Origin of the sequence: Mycobacterium sp. Aquia_216 (assembly GCF_026723865.1) — a bacterium.
Classification (GTDB): Bacteria; Actinomycetota; Actinomycetes; order Mycobacteriales; family Mycobacteriaceae; genus Mycobacterium.
In genome coordinates this window covers 5,290,451-5,310,916 of record NZ_CP113529.1, presented here as the reverse complement: position 1 = coordinate 5,310,916, position 20,466 = coordinate 5,290,451, and the positions used below count along the sequence as shown (strand labels likewise).

General features: G+C 62.4%; 20 protein-coding genes and 2 pseudogenes. 19 read left to right on the top strand and 3 right to left on the bottom strand.

From position 1 onward, the window contains the following. Positions 1-6 precede the first annotated feature (6 nt). The 14 genes and pseudogenes from OK015_RS24755 (at position 7) to OK015_RS24690 (ending at position 15,050) form a co-directional block, all read left to right on the top strand. Entirely contained in the window at positions 7-1,035 is a 1,029-nt protein-coding gene (locus tag OK015_RS24755; protein ID WP_268127027.1) for a Rieske 2Fe-2S domain-containing protein, read from the top strand. Beyond that, positions 1,032-2,618 carry a class I adenylate-forming enzyme family protein gene (locus OK015_RS24750; protein WP_268127024.1) on the top strand — a complete coding sequence of 529 codons (1,587 nt, stop codon included), beginning with the start codon at positions 1,032-1,034 and terminating at the stop codon, positions 2,616-2,618. Before OK015_RS24755 ends, OK015_RS24750 begins: the two co-directional genes overlap by 4 nt. A gap of 697 nt (positions 2,619-3,315) precedes the next feature. Beyond that, complete coding sequence (locus tag OK015_RS24745) at positions 3,316-4,635, top strand: Rieske 2Fe-2S domain-containing protein (protein WP_268127021.1); 1,320 nt, start codon at positions 3,316-3,318, stop codon at positions 4,633-4,635. 45 nt (positions 4,636-4,680) lie between these two features. Then, positions 4,681-5,514, top strand: coding sequence for a DUF3891 family protein (locus OK015_RS24740; protein WP_268127019.1), 834 nt, complete (start codon positions 4,681-4,683; stop codon positions 5,512-5,514). Positions 5,515-5,597: 83 nt separating this feature from the next. Then, positions 5,598-6,566 carry a PDR/VanB family oxidoreductase gene (locus tag OK015_RS24735; RefSeq protein ID WP_268127017.1) on the top strand — a complete coding sequence of 323 codons (969 nt, stop codon included), beginning with the start codon at positions 5,598-5,600 and terminating at the stop codon, positions 6,564-6,566. Positions 6,567-6,623: 57 nt separating this feature from the next. Beyond that, complete coding sequence (locus OK015_RS24730) at positions 6,624-7,124, top strand: DinB family protein (RefSeq protein ID WP_268127014.1); 501 nt, start codon at positions 6,624-6,626, stop codon at positions 7,122-7,124. A 120-nt stretch (positions 7,125-7,244) separates the two neighbouring features. Further along, positions 7,245-8,390: an acyl-CoA dehydrogenase family protein gene (locus OK015_RS24725; RefSeq protein WP_268133062.1), complete on the top strand. Its 1,146-nt coding sequence runs from the start codon at positions 7,245-7,247 to the stop codon at positions 8,388-8,390. A 131-nt stretch (positions 8,391-8,521) separates the two neighbouring features. Continuing rightward, positions 8,522-9,005, top strand: a pseudogene (locus tag OK015_RS24720) (AMP-binding protein); the annotation flags it as partial. A gap of 520 nt (positions 9,006-9,525) precedes the next feature. Continuing rightward, positions 9,526-10,129: pseudogene (locus OK015_RS24715) on the top strand (alpha/beta hydrolase-fold protein); the annotation flags it as partial. Positions 10,130-10,374: 245 nt separating this feature from the next. After that, on the top strand, positions 10,375-11,283 hold the full coding sequence (locus OK015_RS24710) for an NmrA family NAD(P)-binding protein (protein WP_268127012.1): 909 nt from the start codon (positions 10,375-10,377) through the stop codon (positions 11,281-11,283). A 36-nt stretch (positions 11,284-11,319) separates the two neighbouring features. Next, positions 11,320-11,868 carry a carbonic anhydrase gene (locus tag OK015_RS24705; RefSeq protein ID WP_268127010.1) on the top strand — a complete coding sequence of 183 codons (549 nt, stop codon included), beginning with the start codon at positions 11,320-11,322 and terminating at the stop codon, positions 11,866-11,868. 55 nt (positions 11,869-11,923) lie between these two features. Next, entirely contained in the window at positions 11,924-12,922 is a 999-nt protein-coding gene (locus OK015_RS24700) for an MBL fold metallo-hydrolase (RefSeq protein ID WP_268127007.1), read from the top strand. A 352-nt stretch (positions 12,923-13,274) separates the two neighbouring features. Continuing rightward, a complete protein-coding gene (locus OK015_RS24695) occupies positions 13,275-14,177 on the top strand; it encodes an NmrA family NAD(P)-binding protein (protein ID WP_268127005.1) in 903 nt (300 codons plus the stop codon). Between the two features lie 66 nt (positions 14,178-14,243). Beyond that, complete coding sequence (locus OK015_RS24690) at positions 14,244-15,050, top strand: alpha/beta hydrolase (RefSeq protein ID WP_268127003.1); 807 nt, start codon at positions 14,244-14,246, stop codon at positions 15,048-15,050. 339 nt (positions 15,051-15,389) lie between these two features. Here the strand turns inward: OK015_RS24690 and OK015_RS24685 are convergent, their stop codons facing one another. Then, positions 15,390-16,355, bottom strand: coding sequence for a helix-turn-helix domain-containing protein (locus OK015_RS24685; protein ID WP_268127001.1), 966 nt, complete (start codon positions 16,353-16,355; stop codon positions 15,390-15,392). Between the two features lie 97 nt (positions 16,356-16,452). Here OK015_RS24685 and OK015_RS24680 point away from each other — a divergent pair, with 97 nt between their 5' ends. From OK015_RS24680 to OK015_RS24670, 3 genes are all read left to right on the top strand, one after another. Next, positions 16,453-17,028, top strand: a complete 576-nt coding sequence (locus OK015_RS24680; protein WP_268126999.1) for a TetR/AcrR family transcriptional regulator — start codon at positions 16,453-16,455, stop codon at positions 17,026-17,028. A 193-nt stretch (positions 17,029-17,221) separates the two neighbouring features. Continuing rightward, positions 17,222-17,908 (top strand): cyclic nucleotide-binding domain-containing protein, encoded by a 687-nt coding sequence (locus OK015_RS24675; RefSeq protein WP_268126997.1) that lies wholly within the window; start codon positions 17,222-17,224, stop codon positions 17,906-17,908. Beyond that, a complete protein-coding gene (locus OK015_RS24670) occupies positions 17,905-18,240 on the top strand; it encodes an FAD-dependent oxidoreductase (protein ID WP_268126994.1) in 336 nt (111 codons plus the stop codon). The genes OK015_RS24675 and OK015_RS24670 overlap by 4 nt, the downstream gene beginning before the upstream one ends. Before the next feature lie 80 nt (positions 18,241-18,320). Here the strand turns inward: OK015_RS24670 and OK015_RS24665 are convergent, their stop codons facing one another. Continuing rightward, positions 18,321-19,271 (bottom strand): alpha/beta hydrolase family protein, encoded by a 951-nt coding sequence (locus tag OK015_RS24665; protein ID WP_268126992.1) that lies wholly within the window; start codon positions 19,269-19,271, stop codon positions 18,321-18,323. Between the two features lie 142 nt (positions 19,272-19,413). Here OK015_RS24665 and OK015_RS24660 point away from each other — a divergent pair, with 142 nt between their 5' ends. After that, positions 19,414-19,983: a TetR/AcrR family transcriptional regulator gene (locus tag OK015_RS24660; protein WP_268126990.1), complete on the top strand. Its 570-nt coding sequence runs from the start codon at positions 19,414-19,416 to the stop codon at positions 19,981-19,983. A gap of 143 nt (positions 19,984-20,126) precedes the next feature. After that, a complete protein-coding gene (locus OK015_RS24655; protein WP_268126988.1) occupies positions 20,127-20,333 on the top strand; it encodes a hypothetical protein in 207 nt (68 codons plus the stop codon). Here OK015_RS24655 and OK015_RS29340 read toward each other — a convergent pair. Further along, a complete protein-coding gene (locus OK015_RS29340; protein ID WP_442791156.1) occupies positions 20,249-20,446 on the bottom strand; it encodes a helix-turn-helix domain-containing protein in 198 nt (65 codons plus the stop codon). The genes OK015_RS24655 and OK015_RS29340 overlap by 85 nt on opposite strands. Positions 20,447-20,466: the final 20 nt, after the last annotated feature.

Here is a 20,466-nt window from a genome sequence, read left to right as displayed (position 1 = left end):
GCAGCGATGACGGAGGTAATGATGGAGCCCACCACAAGGGCTCCCGAGCTGGAATTTCATCGCGACCGCGGGATTCCGGCCTCGTGGTATCGAATCGCATGGTCGCAGGAAGTCCGGACGGACACCCTGCTCGACCTGCACTACTTCGGTGCCGACCTGATCTGCTTTCGCACCAGCGCCGGCGATGTCCGAGTGTTCGACGCGCGCTGTGCTCACCTAGGTGCCCACTTAGGCGACGGATGCCTCGTCGACGGTGAGGTAGTGTGCCCGTTCCACGGATGGAAGTGGAATAGCAACGGCGAGAACACACTTGTGCCGTACGCCGACCGGCCCACGCGTCAGAGGCTGCGTGCGTGGCGGACCTGCGAGGTCAACGGCATGGTGTTCGTCTGGTACGACCGCGACGGGAATGCTCCCACATGGACCATTCCCTCGTATGCGCAATTCGAGGACGACGCGTACCTCGATTACTACCCCGACTACTGCGACGAGTGGCGCGAAGCCAAGGTCCATCCTCAGCAGCTTCCCGAGAACACGGCAGACCCCGCACATATCACGTACGTCCACCACGCAGCAGATGTGCCGGAAGTCAAGCGATTCGAATCAGATGGACCAAAGTTCACCGTCGAACTATGTTACGTCTGGGGCGGCGATAAACCGAAGTCTTGGCTCACGCCCAACGGCCCGGTGCAAGGAGGCCTCATCGCGGAGAGTTGGGGTCTCGGTTTTATCGCGACAACATTCAAGGGGATCCATCCCACTCTCCAATTCACCGGCGCGACACCGATTGACGCGGCAGGTCGGACTTCCCATGTTTTCACCGCGATCGTTGTGGGCAAAGGCCGGACGGGCGATTTGTCCGCCGACGAATTTGCCAGTCGACTCGCGCGCCACTTCTTCGACCAGGTCGAAGCGGATCTCCCGATCTGGGCACGCCAGTCCTATATCGAGCACCCGCCGTTCCCCAAACTCGAGGCACGCTGCTATCGGACCCTGCGTGGCTGGGCTGACGGCTTCTATGGGACACCGCAGTGACCGCGGTGGAAAAGGTTGCCGGTGAGGTTCAGCGCATCCGCAGATTTGACGGACCGTGGCCCGACCTGAGTCTGGCTCGCGATGTCAACGTTTCCAGCGTCGTCACCCGGGCTGCGCGAAGCCGCGGCGACCACGAAGCGTTGGTCTACCAAGACCAGCGCTTAACTTATCGAGAACTCGATGCGGCCATCGATCGTGTCGCATTCCAGTTGCACGACATGGGCGTGTATGACGGCCATTTCGTCATCACGCTCGCCCGGAACTCCGCCAACGTAGTCGTGCTGTATTTGGCCCTCGCGCGGCTGGGCGCGGTCAACGTGCCGCTGAATCCCATGCTCACGGCTACCGAAATACTTGAACTCGTCCAACGCACGCAGCCCGTCCTGACCGTGCACACCGCCGAGTTCAACGAGACGGCCTCAGTGCTGGAGAACTCCGGCTACCGGGTCGTCGACATGCCGGAGGGCGAGAACGGCATAAGCGAAGACCATTGGTTCCGAACGACGCCCGCGCCCGCGGTGCCCTTCGATCCGGCACCAGGGGGAGCACGGCCGGCATGCGTCGTCTTCACGTCCGGATCGACGTCGAAACCTAAAGGCTGCGTCAAGACGCATGCCAACTTCATGTGGCATTCGATGAACATGCACCTTGGCTGGAAGCGTTCGCAGGACGACGTCGAGTACTTCTGTATCCCATTGTCCGGCATAGGATTTCCTAACTTCGTCCTAACGATTTTTAGCGCGATGGGCACCTTGGTCGTGGATCGGGTATCGGCACGAAATTCCGCAGCCACGATGGAACGCGAACGCGTCACGACCACCTTTTTGCCGGCCACCGCCGCCGAGACGATCTTGCTGGGCGACGGAGCCAGAGGGCGCGACCTCTCCTCGCTGCGAGCGGTGCACCTGTCGTACCGCATGACACCAGAGTTCCGTGCCGCGTTGGTCGCGCAGTACGGACCCATCTTCAACAACGGCTACGGATCGACGGAAGGCGCATTGATCTGCGGCACGCCCGACAGCTTTATCGCGAATGCGACCAGCCACGGTGTGCCGCGCGGGGTGGACGAAGTTGTGATCGGCAATCCGGACGGCACTATCGCGCCGGTCGGCGAGCGCGGGGAGATTCTGCTCAAGGGGCCATGCGTGATGGCCGGTTACCTCGACGACCCGGCAGCCACTACGGAGACGCTACGGGATGGCTGGCTGCACACCGGCGACATCGGTCACTTCGACGAGCGGGGCGAACTCCACTTCGACGGTCGGCTGAAGGACATCATCAAGACTGGCGGATACAACGTATCCAGCGAGGAGGTTGAGGCCGCCATCGTGTCGCTGCCGGGGGTTGCTGACGCTGCAGTGTTCGGCGTCGCCGACGCGCGCTGGGGTGAAGCGGTGCGGGCCGTCGTCGTCTTGGACCCTGGTGCCGGCTGGACCGAGGCCACGCTGGGCACAGAACTGCGCCAGACGCTTGCGGCTTTCAAGTGCCCCAAGTCAATTCTGTTCGCCGACGACCTGCCCAGAAATCCGGGCGGCAAACTCGTGAAGGCCGCAATCGTCGAGTCCCACGGCGGAATTGTCTGACCCGAACGTCGGGGCACCAGCGCCACGCAGGCGCGAGATCGGTGTTCGCCGCCTGGTGGGTCAGGGTGATGGATCGGTCGACGGCACTCGCCTGCCGCTAAGACATTGACAGGATCCCCGCGGCGAGCCAAACTTGGTCACTGACTAAGTTAGCGAGTAGGCCGGGTCGATCCGGCGTGACAGGCCCGACGACGGCTGCCGAGAAATTTAAATACAGAAAACTGTCGACATAACTGCTAGATGTTAGTCTGGATGGAAACGGCCGTTTGTGCTGTCAGAGTTCGCAGGAGATTGGGTATGGCCGAGACGCGATCCGTTCGCTCCGACGTTCAAAGCTGGTGTTCGGCAACGCCGTCGGCACCGGATCGCCACGAGGGGGCGGTCAGTCACGCCGCCGGACTTTCCGCGGCCGCGTGTCTATCCCCTGCGCGAAGCGAATTCGTCGACGCCGTCGTTGCGATGGCCGAGGCGGCCTGGCTTGGTGATGTTAACCGCTGGAACGAAATCCGTTGTTCGACAGTCGATCGGCTAGCGACTGGCTTCGTCGCATCCCGCATACTGGCCCAAATGATCGTGGCGCGAGCGCATTTGAGCGGCGTTCCCGCAGCAGACGCCTGGCAGTGGATTCGTGTAGGCGAAATCCTCGATTAACCATCCAGCCCACTAGCAGCTCGATCAACCTAACGGAGACACGACCATGACGCCGGAAGAAAACGAACTACTGACGCGCATCGGCCCTGGAACGCCGATGGGCGAGTACTTCCGCCGCTATTGGCACCCTTTGTTTCTCGCGCAGGAGTTGCCGGGGCCGGATTGTGATCCGGTGCGTACCCGCATCCTCGGTGAGGACCTCGTCGCCTTCCGCGACTCGGCCGGCAAGGTCGGCGTCCTTGACGCCTTCTGTCCGCACCGCCGCGCCGCCATGTACTACGGCCGCAACGAAGAAGGCGGCCTACGCTGCGTCTACCACGGCCAAAAATTCGACACCGACGGACGCTGCCTGGACTACCCGGCCGCCCCACCCGGAAGCAAACTCAAAGACAAAGCCTTCATCAAGTCCTACCCCACCTACGAAACCGGCGGCCTCATCTGGGTCTACCTCGGCCCCCGCGAACTCATGCCACCCCGCCCCCCGGAACTGCCCTTCACCAACATGCCCACCGAAGACCTGGTGATCGTGAAGTATCTCCTGGAGTGCAACTGGCTGCAGAACATCGAAGGCGACCTCGACACCGAGCACATCGCCTTCATGCACACCCTCCTCGTCGATGACGGGACGATGATGTACGACGAGGAAGCGCTCAAGACCGACCTTCAACCTCGGCGGTTGTGGATGGACACCGAGTTTGGTCAGGCGCAGTCAACGCGATGGACCAGGCAGGCCGGCGGCTACTACTGGCGTGTCAACCTGCACGTGCTACCGAGCCACATGATGATCCCCTTCCCGGGCGGTCACCGTGGCGAGACCAGCTTTTGGGTGCCGATCGACGATACGCACACCTTCCGGATCCTGGTGATCGGCAGGGAGACCTTGCCGTTAATTCCCGGTCCGGACGGTGAACCGACGCGTCTCGCCAGCTTCATCCCGATCGAGTCGAAGCCGGGCACTTACCAGCTCGCCGACGGCGTCACCATCGACACACCACATGCCGTCTACCGTCGGCACAACAACTACGGACTCGACCGCCAGCGGCAGCGAACCTACAACTACACCGGCATGCCCTCGCTTCCGACCGAGGACCAGGCCATCACCGAAAGCATGGGCCCGATCCATGACCGCAGTCAGGAAAACTTGGCTGCCGGTGATACACCGATCATCGCGCTGCGGCATCGACTGATGAAGGAAGTCACCAACTTTCAAGAAGGCATCGAGCCAACCGCACCAGCTTGCCCCGAAGTCTTCAACGTGGTGCCCGTCGAGGCGAGGTCGCACATCGAGGATCTCGATGCCCTTCTCAAGGAAAAGGCCAAGGAAAACCTGAGCGCGCAGCAAGCGAGCGCGCTGTTGAATTCGTAGCCGTCGCTACCGCATAACTTCGAATCACAAGACAGGACAACCAACATGATCGTACAGAGCCCGGAAATAGAGGGCGGCCAATCGTTCGTCGTCCGCCAGATCGATCACTCCCAGTTCGCGGGCCAGTTGGCCGTGCACTTCGGAAACGAGGTATTCGCTCCGCTCGAGCCCGCCGAACTGGTGATGCCTCTGGTGGCAGAACACGACCAAGGGTGGGTCGAGCTCGACGATCAGTTCGTCGCCGACCCGAACACTGGGCTGCCCTACCACCTGAATAAGACGCCGCTACCGCTTGCACTGCCCACCAGCTCGCTGTCGCCGGATCGGGCTGAAGCCCAACATCCATTCATCGGCTTACTGAGCAGCATGCACAGTTACGGACTCTTCAGCGGTCGTTACGAATTGCTGTCCAACGACAACGCCGGTTCGCTGCAAATTCAGTTTCCGCCAGATCAGCAACGCCCCGTCGAGGAGCTTCTGGCGGGTGAACTCGAACGCCAGAGTCGCCTGCGCGGCCAGCTTCTCGCGAATCCTGCAACGGCTCACCTAGCCGACGACCGTCTCGTCAAACGAACGTACAAGGCTCTCGAGTTTTTCGACCTCGTGGCGTTATACGTGCAGTGCGAGCATCCGTCCCGACATGCCCCGCAGGAATTCCCGCACATCCCGGTGGATGATGACCCAGCCAACGACGTCACGATCACCGTGACGCCACTGGGCGACGGCCGGTATCTCATGTCGCCGTTCCCTTTTGACGTAGACCCGTTCACACCCATCACGGTGGGGCGATACCTGACGCCGCAGCCCCCGGGAACCGACCTACAGGCACTGTGGAATGCCGCTCCGGTGGCACTGCAGATGGTTGAGTTTTGCTCCTAGCGGATGCGGCATCCGCGAGTGAAGATGGCGGCTTTCGTTGGGAGCGAACCGAAACCGCCAGGACGCGCACGAGAAGGACCGCGATGGAACTAATTCCGGGCAGCGAGCAGCTTCGCGTTCGGGCTATGAAGTGGGAGGCGGAATACGTCCTGTCCCTGTCTCTGACCCGGGATGACGGTTCGGATCTACCCGAATTCGCCCCCGGCGCACACATCGACCTCCATCTGCAGCCAGATCTCATCAGGCAATATTCGCTATGCAGTGACCCCAAGGTACGCAACGAATGGAAGGTCGCCGTGCTCCGGGAACCGGAGGGCAGGGGAGGGTCGGAATACGTACACACCGTCCTGCGGCCCGGAATCACGCTGCCGGTGTCGGCTCCGCGCAACAAATTTCCCTTGGTTGACGCCGAGTCCTATCTCTTCATCGCCGGCGGTATCGGCGTGACCCCGCTGGTGCCCATGATCAAACAGGTCGCGGCCACCGGCAAGCAATGGCGGATGGTGTATGGCGGGCGACGGCGCAAGAGCATGGCGTTCGTCGACGAACTCGCTCGTCTGGGTCCTCAAGTCGAGATCGTTCCTCAAGACGAAGCCGGGATCCTCGATCTCAAAACGGCAATCGAGCCGTTGAGCTCCGACACCGCCGTATATTGCTGCGGTCCGGAGGGGCTGATCACCGCGGTCGAGACGACGTGCCGCGACCTGGGTCGCTCGGCGCCGCACGTAGAGCGGTTCGCCAAGCGCAGCGACGTGAACGGGCAAGCCGAGGAGCACGGTGAGGACCGGGCATTCCAATTGGTCCTGACCAAGTCTGGCAAACAATGCACCGTCCCCGTTGGAAAGACCATCATTGAGGTGCTCAAGGAGGAAGGGATTTTCGTGCCGACCTCGTGCGAGGAAGGATACTGCGGCGCTTGCGAAACACGGGTCGCGCGAGGCATACCCGACCACCGTGACGACTACCTCACCCCGGAGCAACAAGCGTCGAACAAAGTGATGATGGTATGCGTCGGACGTGCTCGGTCCGCGGAAATTGTCTTAGATCTCTGAGGAAACAAGAATGATCCATCCCAAGGGCCACGAGCCGTCGTTCTCCGGTGAGCGTTGGTGACCGTGCCCCAACGCGTCATGATTGGCGACGAACGTGCGGTACTGGAGAACGCCTTGGATCATGCTCGGGTTTCGCTGACGGCCACGGTCAGCGACCTCAGCGAGGCCGAGGCCCGCCGTCGGCTGGTAGCGTCGTCGACGACGCCGATCGGGCTGATCAAACACGCTGCTGTCGTCGAACGGTATTGGTTCCAACACTTTTGGGCCGGCTGGGACGATTCGCGATGCGACGGTTCCGTCACCGCTGGAGATATGAGTTTCGTGGTCGAGTCTCAAGAGACCATCGCAGATGTGACCGCGGAGTTCGTGCGGGCAGTCCGACGCAGTCGTATCGTAACTGCCGATGCCGATCTCGGCAGCGCCCGGCATCATCCCCGTTACGGGCCAATACAGCTGCGCTTCGTCTACCTGAGGTTGATCGCCGAATACTCTCGCCACGCTGGCCATGCCGACATCTTGCGCGAGCAGATAGAGGCTTTGAGGGCTGAGCCGAATTGAGCCCAACACCGTGACGTGCCTGCACGCACCGTGCTCATGACGGGCCCGGGATATACCGAGGCGCAACGCCGCTCGGCCGAACTGAAACTTCCGCAGACAAACATCGTCGAGGGGACCAACATGCAACGGTCAATATTCACACCTGATCACGACAGCTATCGCGCGAGTGTGGCGGCATTTCTGTCCACGAAGGTGGTCCCGAGCTATCCCAAATGGGAGGCCGACGGCATCGTCGATCGTGATTTGTTCACGTCGGCCGCCGAACTCGGTGTGTTCGAGGAAGTTCCGGAGGAGTATGGCGGGAGCGGTCGCACGGACTTGCGCTATAACGCGATCCTTGCCGAGGAGGCAGCCAGATTGGCGGTCTCTCCGGCGATAACAGGTCTGACGCTGCAAGCCGACGTCGCGATGCCGTACTTGCTGCAGGCGGCCTCTAAAGGTCAGAAGCGCCGCTGGCTTCCCAAAGTGGCCACCGGAGAAATCATCACCGCCGTCGCGATGTCCGAACCCGGCACGGGCTCGGACTTATCGGGCATTAGGTGCCGTGCCATTCGTGACGGTGACCATTACGTGGTCGACGGAGCCAAGACCTTCATCACCAACGGCATCAACGCGGATCTGATCATCGCCGTGGTACGCACGGGTGAGCATCCTCATCAGGGTTTGAGCCTGTTGGGTATCGAGCGTGGCACCGAAGGCTTCGAGCGCGGCCGGAGGTTGGAGAAGGTCGGGATGCATGCTCAAGATACTGCTGAGCTGTCGATGGTCGGCGCACGCGTGCCTACCTTTAATCTCATCGGAGCTGAAGGCGCGGGATTTCTTGCATTGACTAGAAACCTTGCGCGAGAACGACTTTCCGTTGCAGTGGCTGCTGTCGCCACCGCGTCGGCCGCCTTGGAGTGGACCATCGCCTACGTGCGTTCTCGCACCGCCTTTGGCAAGCCAGTTGGGATGCTGCAGAACACTCGATTCGTGCTTGCCGAACTCGCGACCGAAATCGATATCGTTCAACAGTACGTCGATGCGTGTGTAATGGCTGCAAACGAAGGGCGACTGGACGCTATCGACGCCGCCAAGGCGAAGTGGTGGACGACCGAACTTCAGGGACGAGCCGTCGACAACTGCGTCCAGCTGCACGGGGGCTACGGTTACATGTTGGAGTATCCAATCGCGAAGGCATTCATCGACTCTCGTGCCTCTCGGATCTACGCAGGCACTAACGAAATCATGAAGGAGATCATTGGCAGGTCGCTGCTGTCGAAATGATGGTCCGCGTTCGACCGCGCACACGAGCGCAATGTTTGCCGCGCGCCCCCTTCGTATCCCCTGACATAGTCGAGGAAGCCGGCGCACCGTGGCAAACGCTTATTCCCGACCAAACGGATTTCCCTGGTGCAATGATATTCTCGTCGTCAGCGGAATTCGCTGCCCGAGCGAATGCCCCCGCCCGTCTGTACGACGAGTCAGACCGTGACTGGTTGACGATTTAGGTAGAACAGGCCGAGCGGTTGTCCTGGGACACGGCGTACTGGTCGCAGGCGCCGTTCGCCAAGTGGTTTGTCGGCGGCAAGCTCAACCTCGCCTACAACTGCGTGGACCGCCACGTCGAGGCGGGGCACGGCGACCGGGTCGCGCTCCATTGGGAGGGTGAGCCGGTTGGCGAGACGCACGCTGACTTACGCCGAAATCTGGGGCGAGGTGTGTAAGGCGGCCAATGCATTCAGTGGCCTCGGTCTGTTGACGGGTGACTGCGTAGCGATCTACATGCCGGTGGTGTCGGAGGCGATCGTGGCTATTGGCATGCGGCTGGGCGTCATGCACACGGCGGTATCGCTGGGTTTCGACGTCGGCGTTGGGGCCAGCGTCATAGCCGCCAAGGCCATACGACGAAAACGAAACTGCAGGTAGCGATCGGGACTGAATCGGATCGGGCGAAGTCAAACCGCAGCTGGATGCAGAATTTTCCCTGGTGGGAGGGGGTTCGATTCCCCTTAGCTCCACAACGTTTGGACTGGTGGGCCCGGTAGTGTCTGCAAATGGCCCGATTGCCGACCGGGCGGTAGAGCTCGCGCCGTGAGAAAGAGAAGGCGCTAGACCGCCCTCGCCATTCGAGAACTTGGTGTGACGACAAATGGGACCTACACCAATGGTCGATTGGTGTTCCATAACCTCACTGGACTTCGCAGAGCGGCTTGCGGCTGCGCGTCGCCGATGATCGTGTGCTCGAACGCGTCCCAAGCTTTCGGCGCCGACCAAATGTGTCCGGCAGCAGTTCAACGGCAACCAGGTGAGCTATCGTAAGCCAGCCGTCGAATGTCACTTGCTGGCACTAATGCCGTGTGGCAACGTCGGTTTCATTTCGCGTTGCTTCGGACTGTACTGGCTGCAGGTCTCACGTCGTGTATCTGATTGGGTAACGGCCGGCAATGCGATGAACAAGATTGCCGGCAAAGGTATCTCAGTCGTCGCGCCCGCCGGAGGCGCTTACAGCCTCTACACCAACTGGGAGCAGGACGGAAGCAAGCAGTGGGAGCCTTTTGTCTAGTGAACTGCCCAATTGGTTAACCACCAACAAAGGCCTCGAGCCCACCGGAAACTGCATCGTCGGTGCCGCCCAGGGAGGAACCGCGGCGATAACATTGGCGGAGTTCTATCCCGACCGGTTCCGTTTTGGGGGCTCGTTGTCTGGCTTCCTATATCCATCGGAAACCGCATTGAACGGTGCGATCACGGCGGGGATGCAGCGATTCGGCGGCGCGAATACACAGGCGATGCGGGGTGCGGCGCAGCTAGGCCGATGGAAGTGGCACGACCCGATGGTCCACACACAACTGCTCATTAACAACAACACTCGACTGTGGGTCTTCAGTCCGGCGACCCTGACGTGTAGCGATCCGCCCGCGATGATCGGGTACTGTGACCAGCCACAGGGAAGCAACAGAACCTTCTATCAGCACTACCGTCCACTCGGCGGCAACAATGGCCACATCGACTTCCCGAAATCTGTTGCGGGATAGTCGATTTAGTTGCAACTTAGAATGCGGTCGGCAGGGTTGGTCGTTCGCGGGCTGCGCCGAGATGGTGCTGGCGTGCACACCAGTATGCGGTGCGTGCACGAGACCACGACAACCGTCGAATACATATTGTTGGGATGCGAGCATCGCGGTAGCAACTAACTGCCGAATTCCGCACTCGCAGGATGTCAGTCCTATCGAGCCGGCTCGGCAGTCCCGACAGACAGGACGCCATCATGTCCGCATCACAACTTCTGGTGACCGGCGCGACTGGCGCGACCGGGTACGCCGCGGTAAAGGCATTGCAAGGCAGCGGCAACTCAGTGCGCGCGTTGGTCCATCAGGATGACCGCCGAGTCGAAAGACTGCGCACAATGGGTGCCGAGATCGTGCTGGGTGACCTGCTCGATATCGACAGCGTCCGATCAGCGCTCGATGGTGTTGATGCGGCTTACTTCGTCTACCCCATCAAGCCCCGGCTCATCGACGCCACCGCCTACTTCGCGCAAGCTGCTGAGGAGGCGGGCGTGCAGGCCATCGTCAATCTGTCGCAACGGACCTCACACCGCCACTCCAAAAGCCACGCCGCCCAGAATCATTGGATAGCCGAGCGAGTGTTCGATTGGTCTGCGGTGCCGACCACCCATCTGCGGCCTACGCTCTTCGCCGAATGGATTCTCTATCCTTTTGTGCTGCAGCGCATTACCGATAACGACGTGCTGGCCTTGCCGTTCGGTTCCGGACGGTTCGCGCCGATCGCCGCCTTGGACCAGGGCCGTGCTATTGCCGCCGTTCTATCGAATCCTGGCGCGCACGCGGGCCGGACCTATCTCCTCAATGGTCCGGCCGTGCTCGATGGCGAGGAAATCGCCGCTGGTCTCAGTGAAGCCCTGGGGCGAAGCATTCGATACGTCCCACTTCCGATCGAGGAGTACCAGGCGGCGGCCGCGGCGGTCCCGCAGCTGGCTGACTTTTTCGCTCAGCACATCGGAGCCGTGGTCGCCGAATTGACCCAGGGTCTGCTCTCGGCCACCAACAACACCGTCGAGGAACTTACCGGTATCGCCCCGATGAGCATCCAGGATTTCGCGCGAGCACACAGCGACGTGCTCGCGTCCAGTAAGACCGCCGGCGCATCGGCCTGAGCCACGCCCACCCCCGACACGATTCCGAGGAGCACCATGGACACCATCGAGACCCTGACTCAACGCAACAGTGACTTCGCCGGCCACGGTTTCGTTGCTGGATTGCGGATCGTGCCGCAGCTCAAAACTCTGCTGGTCGGCTGCCTGGATCCGCGGGTCGATCCCACGCAGATCTTGGGTATTGAACTCGGAGAGGTGGGCGTGATCCGCAATATTGGGGGCCGCGTGACCCCTGACGTGCTGGCTGAGATCGCGCTCTTGGTGACCCTGACGAAGGCTTTGGGGGGAACCCTCGGTCCGGGGTGGGATCTGATCGTGTTGCAGCACACCGATTGCGGCATCCTGCGGTTGCAAGATCCCCCGGACAAGCTTGCCCAATTATTCGATGTCGATCCCGAGTCGCTGGGTGACAAATATGTCGGCGATCCGCGGGCCGCTGTCGAGGCCGACATCGCCACGCTGCGGGACTCTCCGCTGATGCCGGGAGCCTTGCGGGTGACGGGGATGGTTTACGACGTCGAAACGGGACGGATCGACACCGTCGTCGGCTCGGCGGTGCTGCGCCCAGATCCTGGCAATGTGTGAGGGCTGCGGCTCGCATGCCGAAGCCGCCGCCTCACGCCCGCGCCCAGCCGGTCGCGTGGCAGTGGACCCCATCGCGCTGGTGTCAGTCGACGAGATTGTCGTTACTACGCTGGTGGACAATAGTTTCGACGCGCTGCTAAACGATAGTGGGGTGGCCCACCGCACCCTGTTTGCCGAGATCCCTGACGTAGCGGGCCCGCAGTTCGTCGAGGGCCGTACTGTGCCGGGGTTGGTGGCCGAGCACGGATTCTCCGCGCTGATCACCACTCGCCGCGGCGAGACATCGCACACGGTGCTCTTCGACACCGGGGTGTCCCCAGACGGGATGGCCACCAACATCGAGCGCCTCGGCCTGGACGTGTCGGAGATCGAGGTAGTCGTGCTCAGCCACGGCCACTTCGACCACGCCGGTGGCTTCCCGGGGCTGGCCCGGTTGCGGGGCCGCGCGGGGTTGCCGCTCACGGTGCATCCGATGGTATGGAGTCGGCGTCGCATCGCCGTCCCGGGCCAGCGCCCTTGGGAGATGCCCACTCTGAGCCGGTCGGCGTTGCAGGCCGAGGGCCTGGAGGTCATCGAACGGCGGCAACCCTCGCTATTGCTGGACGAGTCGGTGCTGATCACCGGGGAGGTCGACCGCACCACCGACTTCGAGCACGGCATGCCCCATCACGAGGCGTGGCGCACAACAGGCTGGGAGCCCGACCCGCTGATTCTCGACGAGCAGGCCCTGGTGGTACACCTGCGCGGCCGTGGCCTAGTCGTGCTCACCGGGTGCGGGCATGCGGGCGCGGTCAACATCGTCCGCCACGCGTTGCGCCTGACCGGTGTGGACAAGCTGCACGCGCTGGTCGGCGGACTTCACCTGAGTGGTCCTGCCTTCGAACCCCTTATCGGACCCACCGTCGTAGCGTTGGCCGCCATGGCACCTGATGTGCTGGTGCCCGCCCACTGCACCGGTTGGAAGGCCCAGCATCGGCTCGCCACGGCGCTGCCGGGCGCCTTCGTGCCCAACGCAGTTGGTACATCGTTCCGCCTCACCGGATCGCCAATCTAGTTGCTTACCAAGATATCAACGAAATTCCCGGCGCCGACGGGCGGTAGGGAAGCCGGCCGTGCCCCGTCATCGAGTGGCGCTGCCACAACGGCGTTGCCTCACCGCGCGCCCGACGGTGTGCGCCTGGCGCACGGCCTCCACGCAGAGGTATCTCACAGCAGGCGGCTCCTCTACCGTCGGTTCCAGGCCACCCGCACGGCGTGGAGCAATCTAGTTCAGACGGGATGCAACCGATGACAAAGCGGCGTTCGAAATGCACTGGTGACCCGAAAAGCACTGCGGTAGAAGATAACACGTACAGCACGACGCGGTCGGTGTGGGCCTCGAGCTTAACTAGCGATTGGGGCATCTCATGAGACGCGTCTTGGTGACCGGCGCAAGCGGAGCAACCGGACTCGCCGCCGTGCGCGCACTGCACGGCGTGGACGTGCAGGTGCGCGCTCTAGTGCACAGCGACGATTCGCGCAGCGACCCGCTGCGTGAACTCGGCGCCGAGATCGTCACCGGCGATCTGCTTGACATCGACAGCGTGGCTGCGGCCGTGGTCGATGTCGACGCTGCCTACTTCGTCTACCCCGTGCAGCCTGGACTCATCGACGCCACCGCCTACTTCGCGCAGGCCGCTGTCGAGGCCGGCGTGACCGCCCTCGTAAACATGTCGCAGCGCCCGGCCCGTCGAGAGGCCGTAAGTCATGCCTCACTGAATCATTGGATCGCAGAACAGGTTTTCAATCGTGCTGAGGTCCCAGTCACCCATCTTCGTTCGAACATGTTCGCCGACTGGATGCTCTACGCGGGCCAGGTCGATCGCATTAAAAACGCCAACGTGTTGGCGTTGCCGTTCGCGGACGCTCGGTTCTCGCCGATCACCGCCGAGGATCAGGGCCGCGTCATCGCCGCCATTCTCAGCGATCCCAGTCCGCACGCGGGGCGGGTCTACTATCTCAACGGCCCAGAAGTTGTGACCGTCAGTGACATCGCTGTTGCCCTGAGCGACGTCCTGGGGCGGGCCATCTCGTACTGCCCGATGCCGATCGCCGACTTCCAGTCGATCGTCACCGACATTCCCCATCTTGGTCCGTTCTTCGCTCAACACATTGGCGCGGTGGCCGATGACTTGCGCAACGGCGTCTTCGAGGTGACGAACACGACCGTGGCGGACATTACCGGTGTTGCGCCGATGAGCATCCGTGACTTCGTCCGCCTCCATTTCGACGAGTTCGCACCATGCCAGCCGGTCAGCGAAGTGTCCTGACCTGGCCTACGCCCGCATGACATGTCCGAAACATCCGCCTGTCCAATCGAATCCGAAGGAAATCTCATGGTATCTCCGACGAAAACCCATCCCGTGATCTTCATCCACGGTTTGTGGATCCACTCCAGCGCCTGGCAGCCGTGGCTGGAGCTGTTCGCCGCCAACGGCTATGCGGTATCTGCGCCTGGCTGGCCGGGTGACGCCGGTACCGTCGAAGAAACCCGCGCCAACCCCGACGCGATGAACGACATCGGGATCGCCGATATCGTGGACCACTACGCTGACATCATCGGCACACCGGCCATCAACCCCATCATCGTCGGCCACTCGTTCGGCGGACTGTTCGCTCAGGAACTTCTCGCTGCCGGCCGCGCAGCCGCCGCCGTCGCGATCGACCCCGCCGCCATCAAGGGGGCCAAGGCCCTGCCCTTTGCCCAATTGAAGTCGGCGTTCCCCGTGCTGGGCAATCCTGCCAACTGTCACCGGGCCGTTGCCCTGTCCGCCAAGCAGTTCCGGTACGCGTTCGGTAATACCCTGACCGACGAAGAATCGGATGCCCTGCACGCCGCCTGGTCGATACCCGGCGCGGGACGTCCACTATTCGAAGAAGCCGGGGCGAACTTCTCCCGTCACTCCGCGGCTACCGTCGACACCCATGTCGCCGACCGAGGCCCCCTGCTGCTGACCTCGGGCACCGAGGATCATGTGGTGCCCCTCAAGGTCACCCAACAAGTGGTTGATCTGTACGCGAAAGGCCCGTCCGACACCGACTTTCACGTCTTCGAAGGCCGCGGCCACTCGCTGACGATCGATAACCGGTGGAAAGAAGTCGCCGACGTGGCGCTTCAATGGCTCACCAGCAAGGGATTCTGAATCGTCGCGCCGCACAGCGGAAAAACCAGAGACCCCCGCATCGCCTAACCAGCTGTACGGTTCGTCGCCGCCTCGGGCGGGGCTGCGTGCATGGAACAGCAACGATGCCCACGCCGTCTTCGCGAGCCGATGACCTTAAGCAAGACAAAGGCTTTCGGGCCTCACATGCGGATGACAGGACGAGGTATGCGCGACCCAGACGACAACCGACGCAACGCTTAGCACCCAGATCGGCCCCATCGTGAGACTCGCACCGAACGGCAGGCTGACGGATAAGCGAACTGCTGGCAAGCATTCCTCAGGCCAAGTGGCATCGACAACTTCGACAAGGGATCTGGGTCAACCTGCTTCGATGCGTGAAAGATGGCGCCATTCCCGAGGTGACATCCCGTATGCCGTCCTATACATGCGGGCAAAGCTCGACGGGTCGGCGAATCCCCAGCGACGGGCGACCGACGCGATAGAAGCGGTGTGCTCGCCGAGCTGGGCAATGTCACGCCGGCAGCCTTCGAGGCGCTCGCTGCGGATCCAGTCACCCAGCGTTACATCGACCGCGGCCAGCACCTTGTAGAGCTGGCGCACGGAGATGTGGTGTTCGGCCGCGACCCGAGCCGCGCTGAGATCCGGCTCCCGCAGATGAGCACGCAGATACTCGACGATCCGAAGCTGCAAAGTCGCGTGCATGGAGTCCTTACCCAGCTCGGTGGCATCGACGTGGGTGGTGGCCAACGCCCGAACGAGCTCAATGCTGGGCTGGCTGACACCATCAGCGCCCGGACGATCAAACACATCGAGGCGCGTGGACAGGCGCCGAAAATAGGTGAAAGCCAAGTCGGCGACCGGATGTCCAGGACTCAACGTGACCGCGCACAACTGCCGAATCACTTCGTGCGGCAACGCAAGCCGGTCTATCGGGATACGAAAAAAATGATGGCGGATCCCCTCGGGGTCGAACACCGTGTAAGGAGCGGTCGACTCCCACAGCACGAGTTCACCAGGACGCAGCGTGGCCTCCCGGCCGTGTTGGACGACCATGCTGGCACCCGAACGCTGCAATCCCAGAAACACACAGGGTCTCAGATCATCGCGAGCTTGGGCCGGAGTCCGCTCCACCGTGAGTGCATTGGACTGCACCGAGAAGTTCTTCAAGTCACCAAGCTCGTGGATGGTGCCCGCTGCTACAACAGGGGTCGCCTCGGTAAACGCGATGTTCACTGCGACCAACGTGTCATGGATGACCTGCGTGACGACCTCTGCGCGATCGGCCGCCGGTATTTGGCGCGTATCCAGAACGACCGCCGTCACCAAGACCACCTTCTCAAGGTTAACTGAACCGAACGGTCCTAAATTAATTATTGGACCGCATGGTTCAGATTGTCAAATCTGGACGTAGCATCGAGGTGTGGGCCGGCACAAAGAATTCGACGACGCGACGGTCGTGCGGGCCGCCCGTGACGTGTTCTGGCAACGCGGGTACGCGTCAACCTCCCTCGCCGATCTGCAGGCAGCGACCGGGCTAAGCCGCTCCAGCCTTTATCAGACCTACGGCAGTAAGAGAGCGCTGTTCGACCGCGCGGTCGAGAGCTACTGTGACGAAATCGTGTGGCCGATGGTCGAACCGCTCGAGGCCGATGGGGCCGGCCGCGAGGAACTGGTCGAGTATTTCCTGGTCCTCGGTCGGCACCTACGTCGATCACCGCGATCGCACGCAGCCCGCGGATGCATGATCGCCAATACCGCCTCTGAATTAGGTGTTCTCGACACCGAAGCCGCCCGCGTAGTGAGTGAGTTTCGTGAGCGCGTGCGCTCGGCAATCCTGCACGCCTTGGAAGGCATGGCCGACGGCTTTCGCGACTGGGATAGCAAGGCCGACTTACTGACCACCGCACAATTCGGTCTGATGATCAATGCGCGTCTCGACCCCACCGGGGCAGCGCAGCTTGCCGAAACCATAGCCGCCGACGTGAAGACCTGGTGAATCCGGACTTCAACCGATTCGCAGGCGGCGTGTCGGCGGCTGCTCCGATATTGACATGGCGTGCAGCGCTATCGGCATCGTGTGCACGACTCCTCCGCACGCCATGGGACGCGAGCGCCTGATCTTTAGGCTTGAGGATCGCCTTGCCGATGCTTGCCGAGGGTCACGGCGAAATCCCCCAACGGAGGCGACGATGCCCGACGCCGGAGAAACGGCTCCCACCCAGCTCACCAAAGCGCAGCTCGCCCGCCTTGCCGCCTACGCCATTCCGCAGACCGTTGAGATAGGCGATGTGGTCTTCAGGCCCGGAGACATCGACTATGACCTGATCGTCATCGAGGCTGGGTGGATCGAGATCATCACCCCAACCGTCGGTGACGAGCCCGAGGCAGTGGTCGCACGGTACGGGCCCCGCGGCTTTCTCGGGGAACTGAACTTCCTCACCGGACAAACGGCATACCTGACCGCACGCGTCGTGGAAGCAGGTCGCGTATACCGGATGTCGCGCAATCGATTCCGCGAGTTGATGGCTGACGATCCCGAACTGTCCGATGTCCTACTGCGTACCTTCTTGGTCCGTCGCGACCTCCTGCGATCCACTGCAGCGGCGAAGGAATTGGCCATTGTCGGCAGCGAATTGTCGGCGGAGAGCCTGGCATTGCGGACCTTTGCTGCGCGCCAGCGCCTACCCCACCACTGGCTCGACATCGATAGTCCCGCGGGCCAGTCGCTGATCGCCTCCGCACAGCTCACGCCAGCCGACCTACCCGCGGTAATCACCCCGCAGCAACACCTTGCACGCGCTACGCCTGGCGATGTGGCAGACCTTCTGGGTCTCAGCTACCGGCACAAGGGCGAGGACCCGGCTGACCTCTCGTGATCGGGGCCGGGCCGGCGGGGCGCGCTGCCGCCGTTTACGCGGCCTCTAAAGGACTCACCACTGTCGTCCTCGACACCATCGGCATCGGAGGGCAGGCTGCCGCCAGCTCGAGAATCGAAAACCATCTGGGATTCCCGTATGGAATCAGCGGACACGACCTCACCCAACGAGCAGCGCTGCAGGCCATGAAGTTTGGGGTACAGCTGACCAGTCCGTGCGAAGTCGTCGACCTCGACACCAACGGATGCCACCTCGCCGTCACACTCGCCGACGGCACCCACATCGCGGCGCGCGCTGTCCTGATCGCCACGGAGTCCGATACAACAAATTAACCGTCGCGCGGTGGAATGACTTTGAAGACACCGCTAAACCCGCAGGGATAGAGGCGGAACCGTAATCCGTGACCCACGACTCACCTGCCCTGGATTCGGCCTTTCGGCGCGCAGTGGTGGGTGAGCTCGTCTTGTGCCGTGGCCCAACTGGTTTCGTTGACATGAAGGGCGGTACGCAGGTATGCGGTCGTGATGCGCTGCACGAGGACAACGGTGGCCTGATCTTCCGACGCGGACTGCGGGATCGTGCCGTAGGCGTGGATTCCGCCCAGTGCGTGGTCGGCGCCGAACAGAGTGAGCAGGCTCTTGCTGCCGGGGCTCTGCCGGTAGGCGTCCTCCCACCAGTCCGGACCGCGCGTGGACAGCGGTGACTGGTCGGCGTCGCCGGCCGCAACGAGTGCAGGGGTGCTCATCTTGTCGAAGCCGGGATTCATGAAGGGGAACATCTGGGTGGCGATCGGGGTGAGATCATCGGCCGCCAGGCCGGCCAGACACAGCAGCACCCCGGCGCTGATGCGCGCGTCGGAGAAGTCCTCGTCCGCATCGCCCGCAGGGGGCAGGATCCGCGCGCCGAGCAGTGCGCTGGCCGTGGTGGCACCGTACGAATGCCCGGCCGCCGCGACCCGGTTGGTGTCTACCCGCCCAGCCAGGCCGGGGACGCCGGCCACGACCGCGTCGAGGTTGTCGACAACGTGCAGCAAGTCCTCGATCCGATGGCGCCAGATGCGTGGTCTCCGCGGATCGGTAGGTGCGAGGCCGAGCGCGACTGAGTCCAGGTGGGTTGGCTGGACAACGACGAAGCCGTGCGTCGCCCAGAAGTCTGTCAGCGGACCGTATGCATCCATCGAGAAGCCGAAGCCGTGTGAGAACAGGACCACGGGCAGCTCGCTGCCCTCAATCGGCGTGGTGACGCGCAGCTGCAGATCGTTGCCGCGCTCGGGGGCGGGCAGGACCACAGGACGGGCCGACAGGCTTGCGGTTTCGCGGCCGGTGACGGCATCGACGACGTCCAGTGCGGTGGTGGTGGTCATTCGGAAATCTCCTCGGTGATTCGCCGCGCGACCATGTGGTAGCGCGGTGGTTGAATAGGTATCTTCTAAGTGGGCACCCACCCCATTTAGAAGATACGGACACCCTCCCCACTTGTCCACAAGCGCGATGTGAGGTGAAGGCATGACGCAGAACGGACCCGTCCGCCGCAGGATCGATGCACAACGCAACCGCGACAAGATTCTTGCGGCCGCACAGGCCGCATTCGCCGACCCCGAGGCGGATGCGTCGATGGCCGAGATCGCGAGGCGAGCCAACATCGGTTCGGCCACCCTGTACCGCAACTTCGCCGACCGACGCACCCTCTTGGAGGCACTCTATGGCGAGGAGATCGAAGTGATCTGCCGTGCGGCTGAAACCGGCGAGGGTGTGACCCCGGGGGCGAGATTGCAGGCATGGTTGCACCGCTTCTACGGCTACTTCCTAAACAAGCGTGTCCTGGCCGCCGAGTTACTCGACCTTGCCGGCGACGCCAGCCCGGTGTTCCGTGACGGTTTTGCCCGCGTCGTTGCCGCAGCCGAGTCGTTGGTGAATGCGGCGCATCGTTCCGGTGAGGTGCGCGACGACCTTACTGTTGAGCAGGTTCTGGCACTCGTCGCCTCGGTTGCGAATATCCCCGGCGATTCGGAATTCCGGAAGCCGATCTTGACCGCCGCTCTGGACGCGCTGTGGGTGCACAGTCGGCCCTCGTGATGCATTGTGCCGCGTGGGTTGCCCGCGACTGCCGCAGCGTTAACCGCAAATGTCACGCAGTTAGGTGTGTGACTGTTAGGGCAATTGTGACATGACGGGCTGGGTTCCGTTGGGGCAACAGAACTCTCAGGTATCGATTGCCGGTGCAGGCTGTGGCGATCGTGGAGGTGGCCCGCCACGGCCAGGCCCTGCCGGGCCAGGTGCTCTTGCAGCGTTGGGGGGCCGGCGTCGAGGCCGTCGACGGTGAGTTGTTCGCGCAGCAAGACTATGGCGGTGTCACCGACGGTGCGGGGTTGCTGGCGGATCGCCGCGAGCGAGGTTCGATGGCGTCGAGGCCGCCGAATTGGTAGCGCTTGAGCAGTCGATACATATGTTGTCGGGACAGCCCGCAGTCCCGTGCGGCAGCGGTGACGGTGAGGTTTCCACTGACGACTCCCAGCACGGTCACACATGTTTTCGACATGAGCCATGACTGCCAGCTAT

Bases quoted from the DNA above. Each gene is read 5' to 3' on its own strand.
- OK015_RS24695 (WP_268127005.1), top strand. From the start codon at position 13,275: ATGAGACGCGTCTTGGTGACCGGCGCAAGCGGAGCAACCGGACTCGCC.
- OK015_RS24710 (WP_268127012.1), top strand. From the start codon at position 10,375: ATGTCCGCATCACAACTTCTGGTGACCGGCGCGACTGGCGCGACCGGG.
- OK015_RS24690 (WP_268127003.1), top strand. From the start codon at position 14,244: ATGGTATCTCCGACGAAAACCCATCCCGTGATCTTCATCCACGGTTTG.
- OK015_RS24665 (WP_268126992.1), bottom strand. From the start codon at position 19,271: ATGACCACCACCACCGCACTGGACGTCGTCGATGCCGTCACCGGCCGC.
- OK015_RS29340 (WP_442791156.1), bottom strand. From the start codon at position 20,446: ATGTCGAAAACATGTGTGACCGTGCTGGGAGTCGTCAGTGGAAACCTC.
- OK015_RS24725 (WP_268133062.1), top strand. From the start codon at position 7,245: ATGCAACGGTCAATATTCACACCTGATCACGACAGCTATCGCGCGAGT.
- OK015_RS24705 (WP_268127010.1), top strand. From the start codon at position 11,320: ATGGACACCATCGAGACCCTGACTCAACGCAACAGTGACTTCGCCGGC.
- OK015_RS24745 (WP_268127021.1), top strand. From the start codon at position 3,316: ATGACGCCGGAAGAAAACGAACTACTGACGCGCATCGGCCCTGGAACG.
- OK015_RS24755 (WP_268127027.1), top strand. From the start codon at position 7: ATGACGGAGGTAATGATGGAGCCCACCACAAGGGCTCCCGAGCTGGAA.
- OK015_RS24660 (WP_268126990.1), top strand. From the start codon at position 19,414: ATGACGCAGAACGGACCCGTCCGCCGCAGGATCGATGCACAACGCAAC.
- OK015_RS24735 (WP_268127017.1), top strand. From the start codon at position 5,598: ATGGAACTAATTCCGGGCAGCGAGCAGCTTCGCGTTCGGGCTATGAAG.
- OK015_RS24740 (WP_268127019.1), top strand. From the start codon at position 4,681: ATGATCGTACAGAGCCCGGAAATAGAGGGCGGCCAATCGTTCGTCGTC.
- OK015_RS24675 (WP_268126997.1), top strand. From the start codon at position 17,222: ATGCCCGACGCCGGAGAAACGGCTCCCACCCAGCTCACCAAAGCGCAG.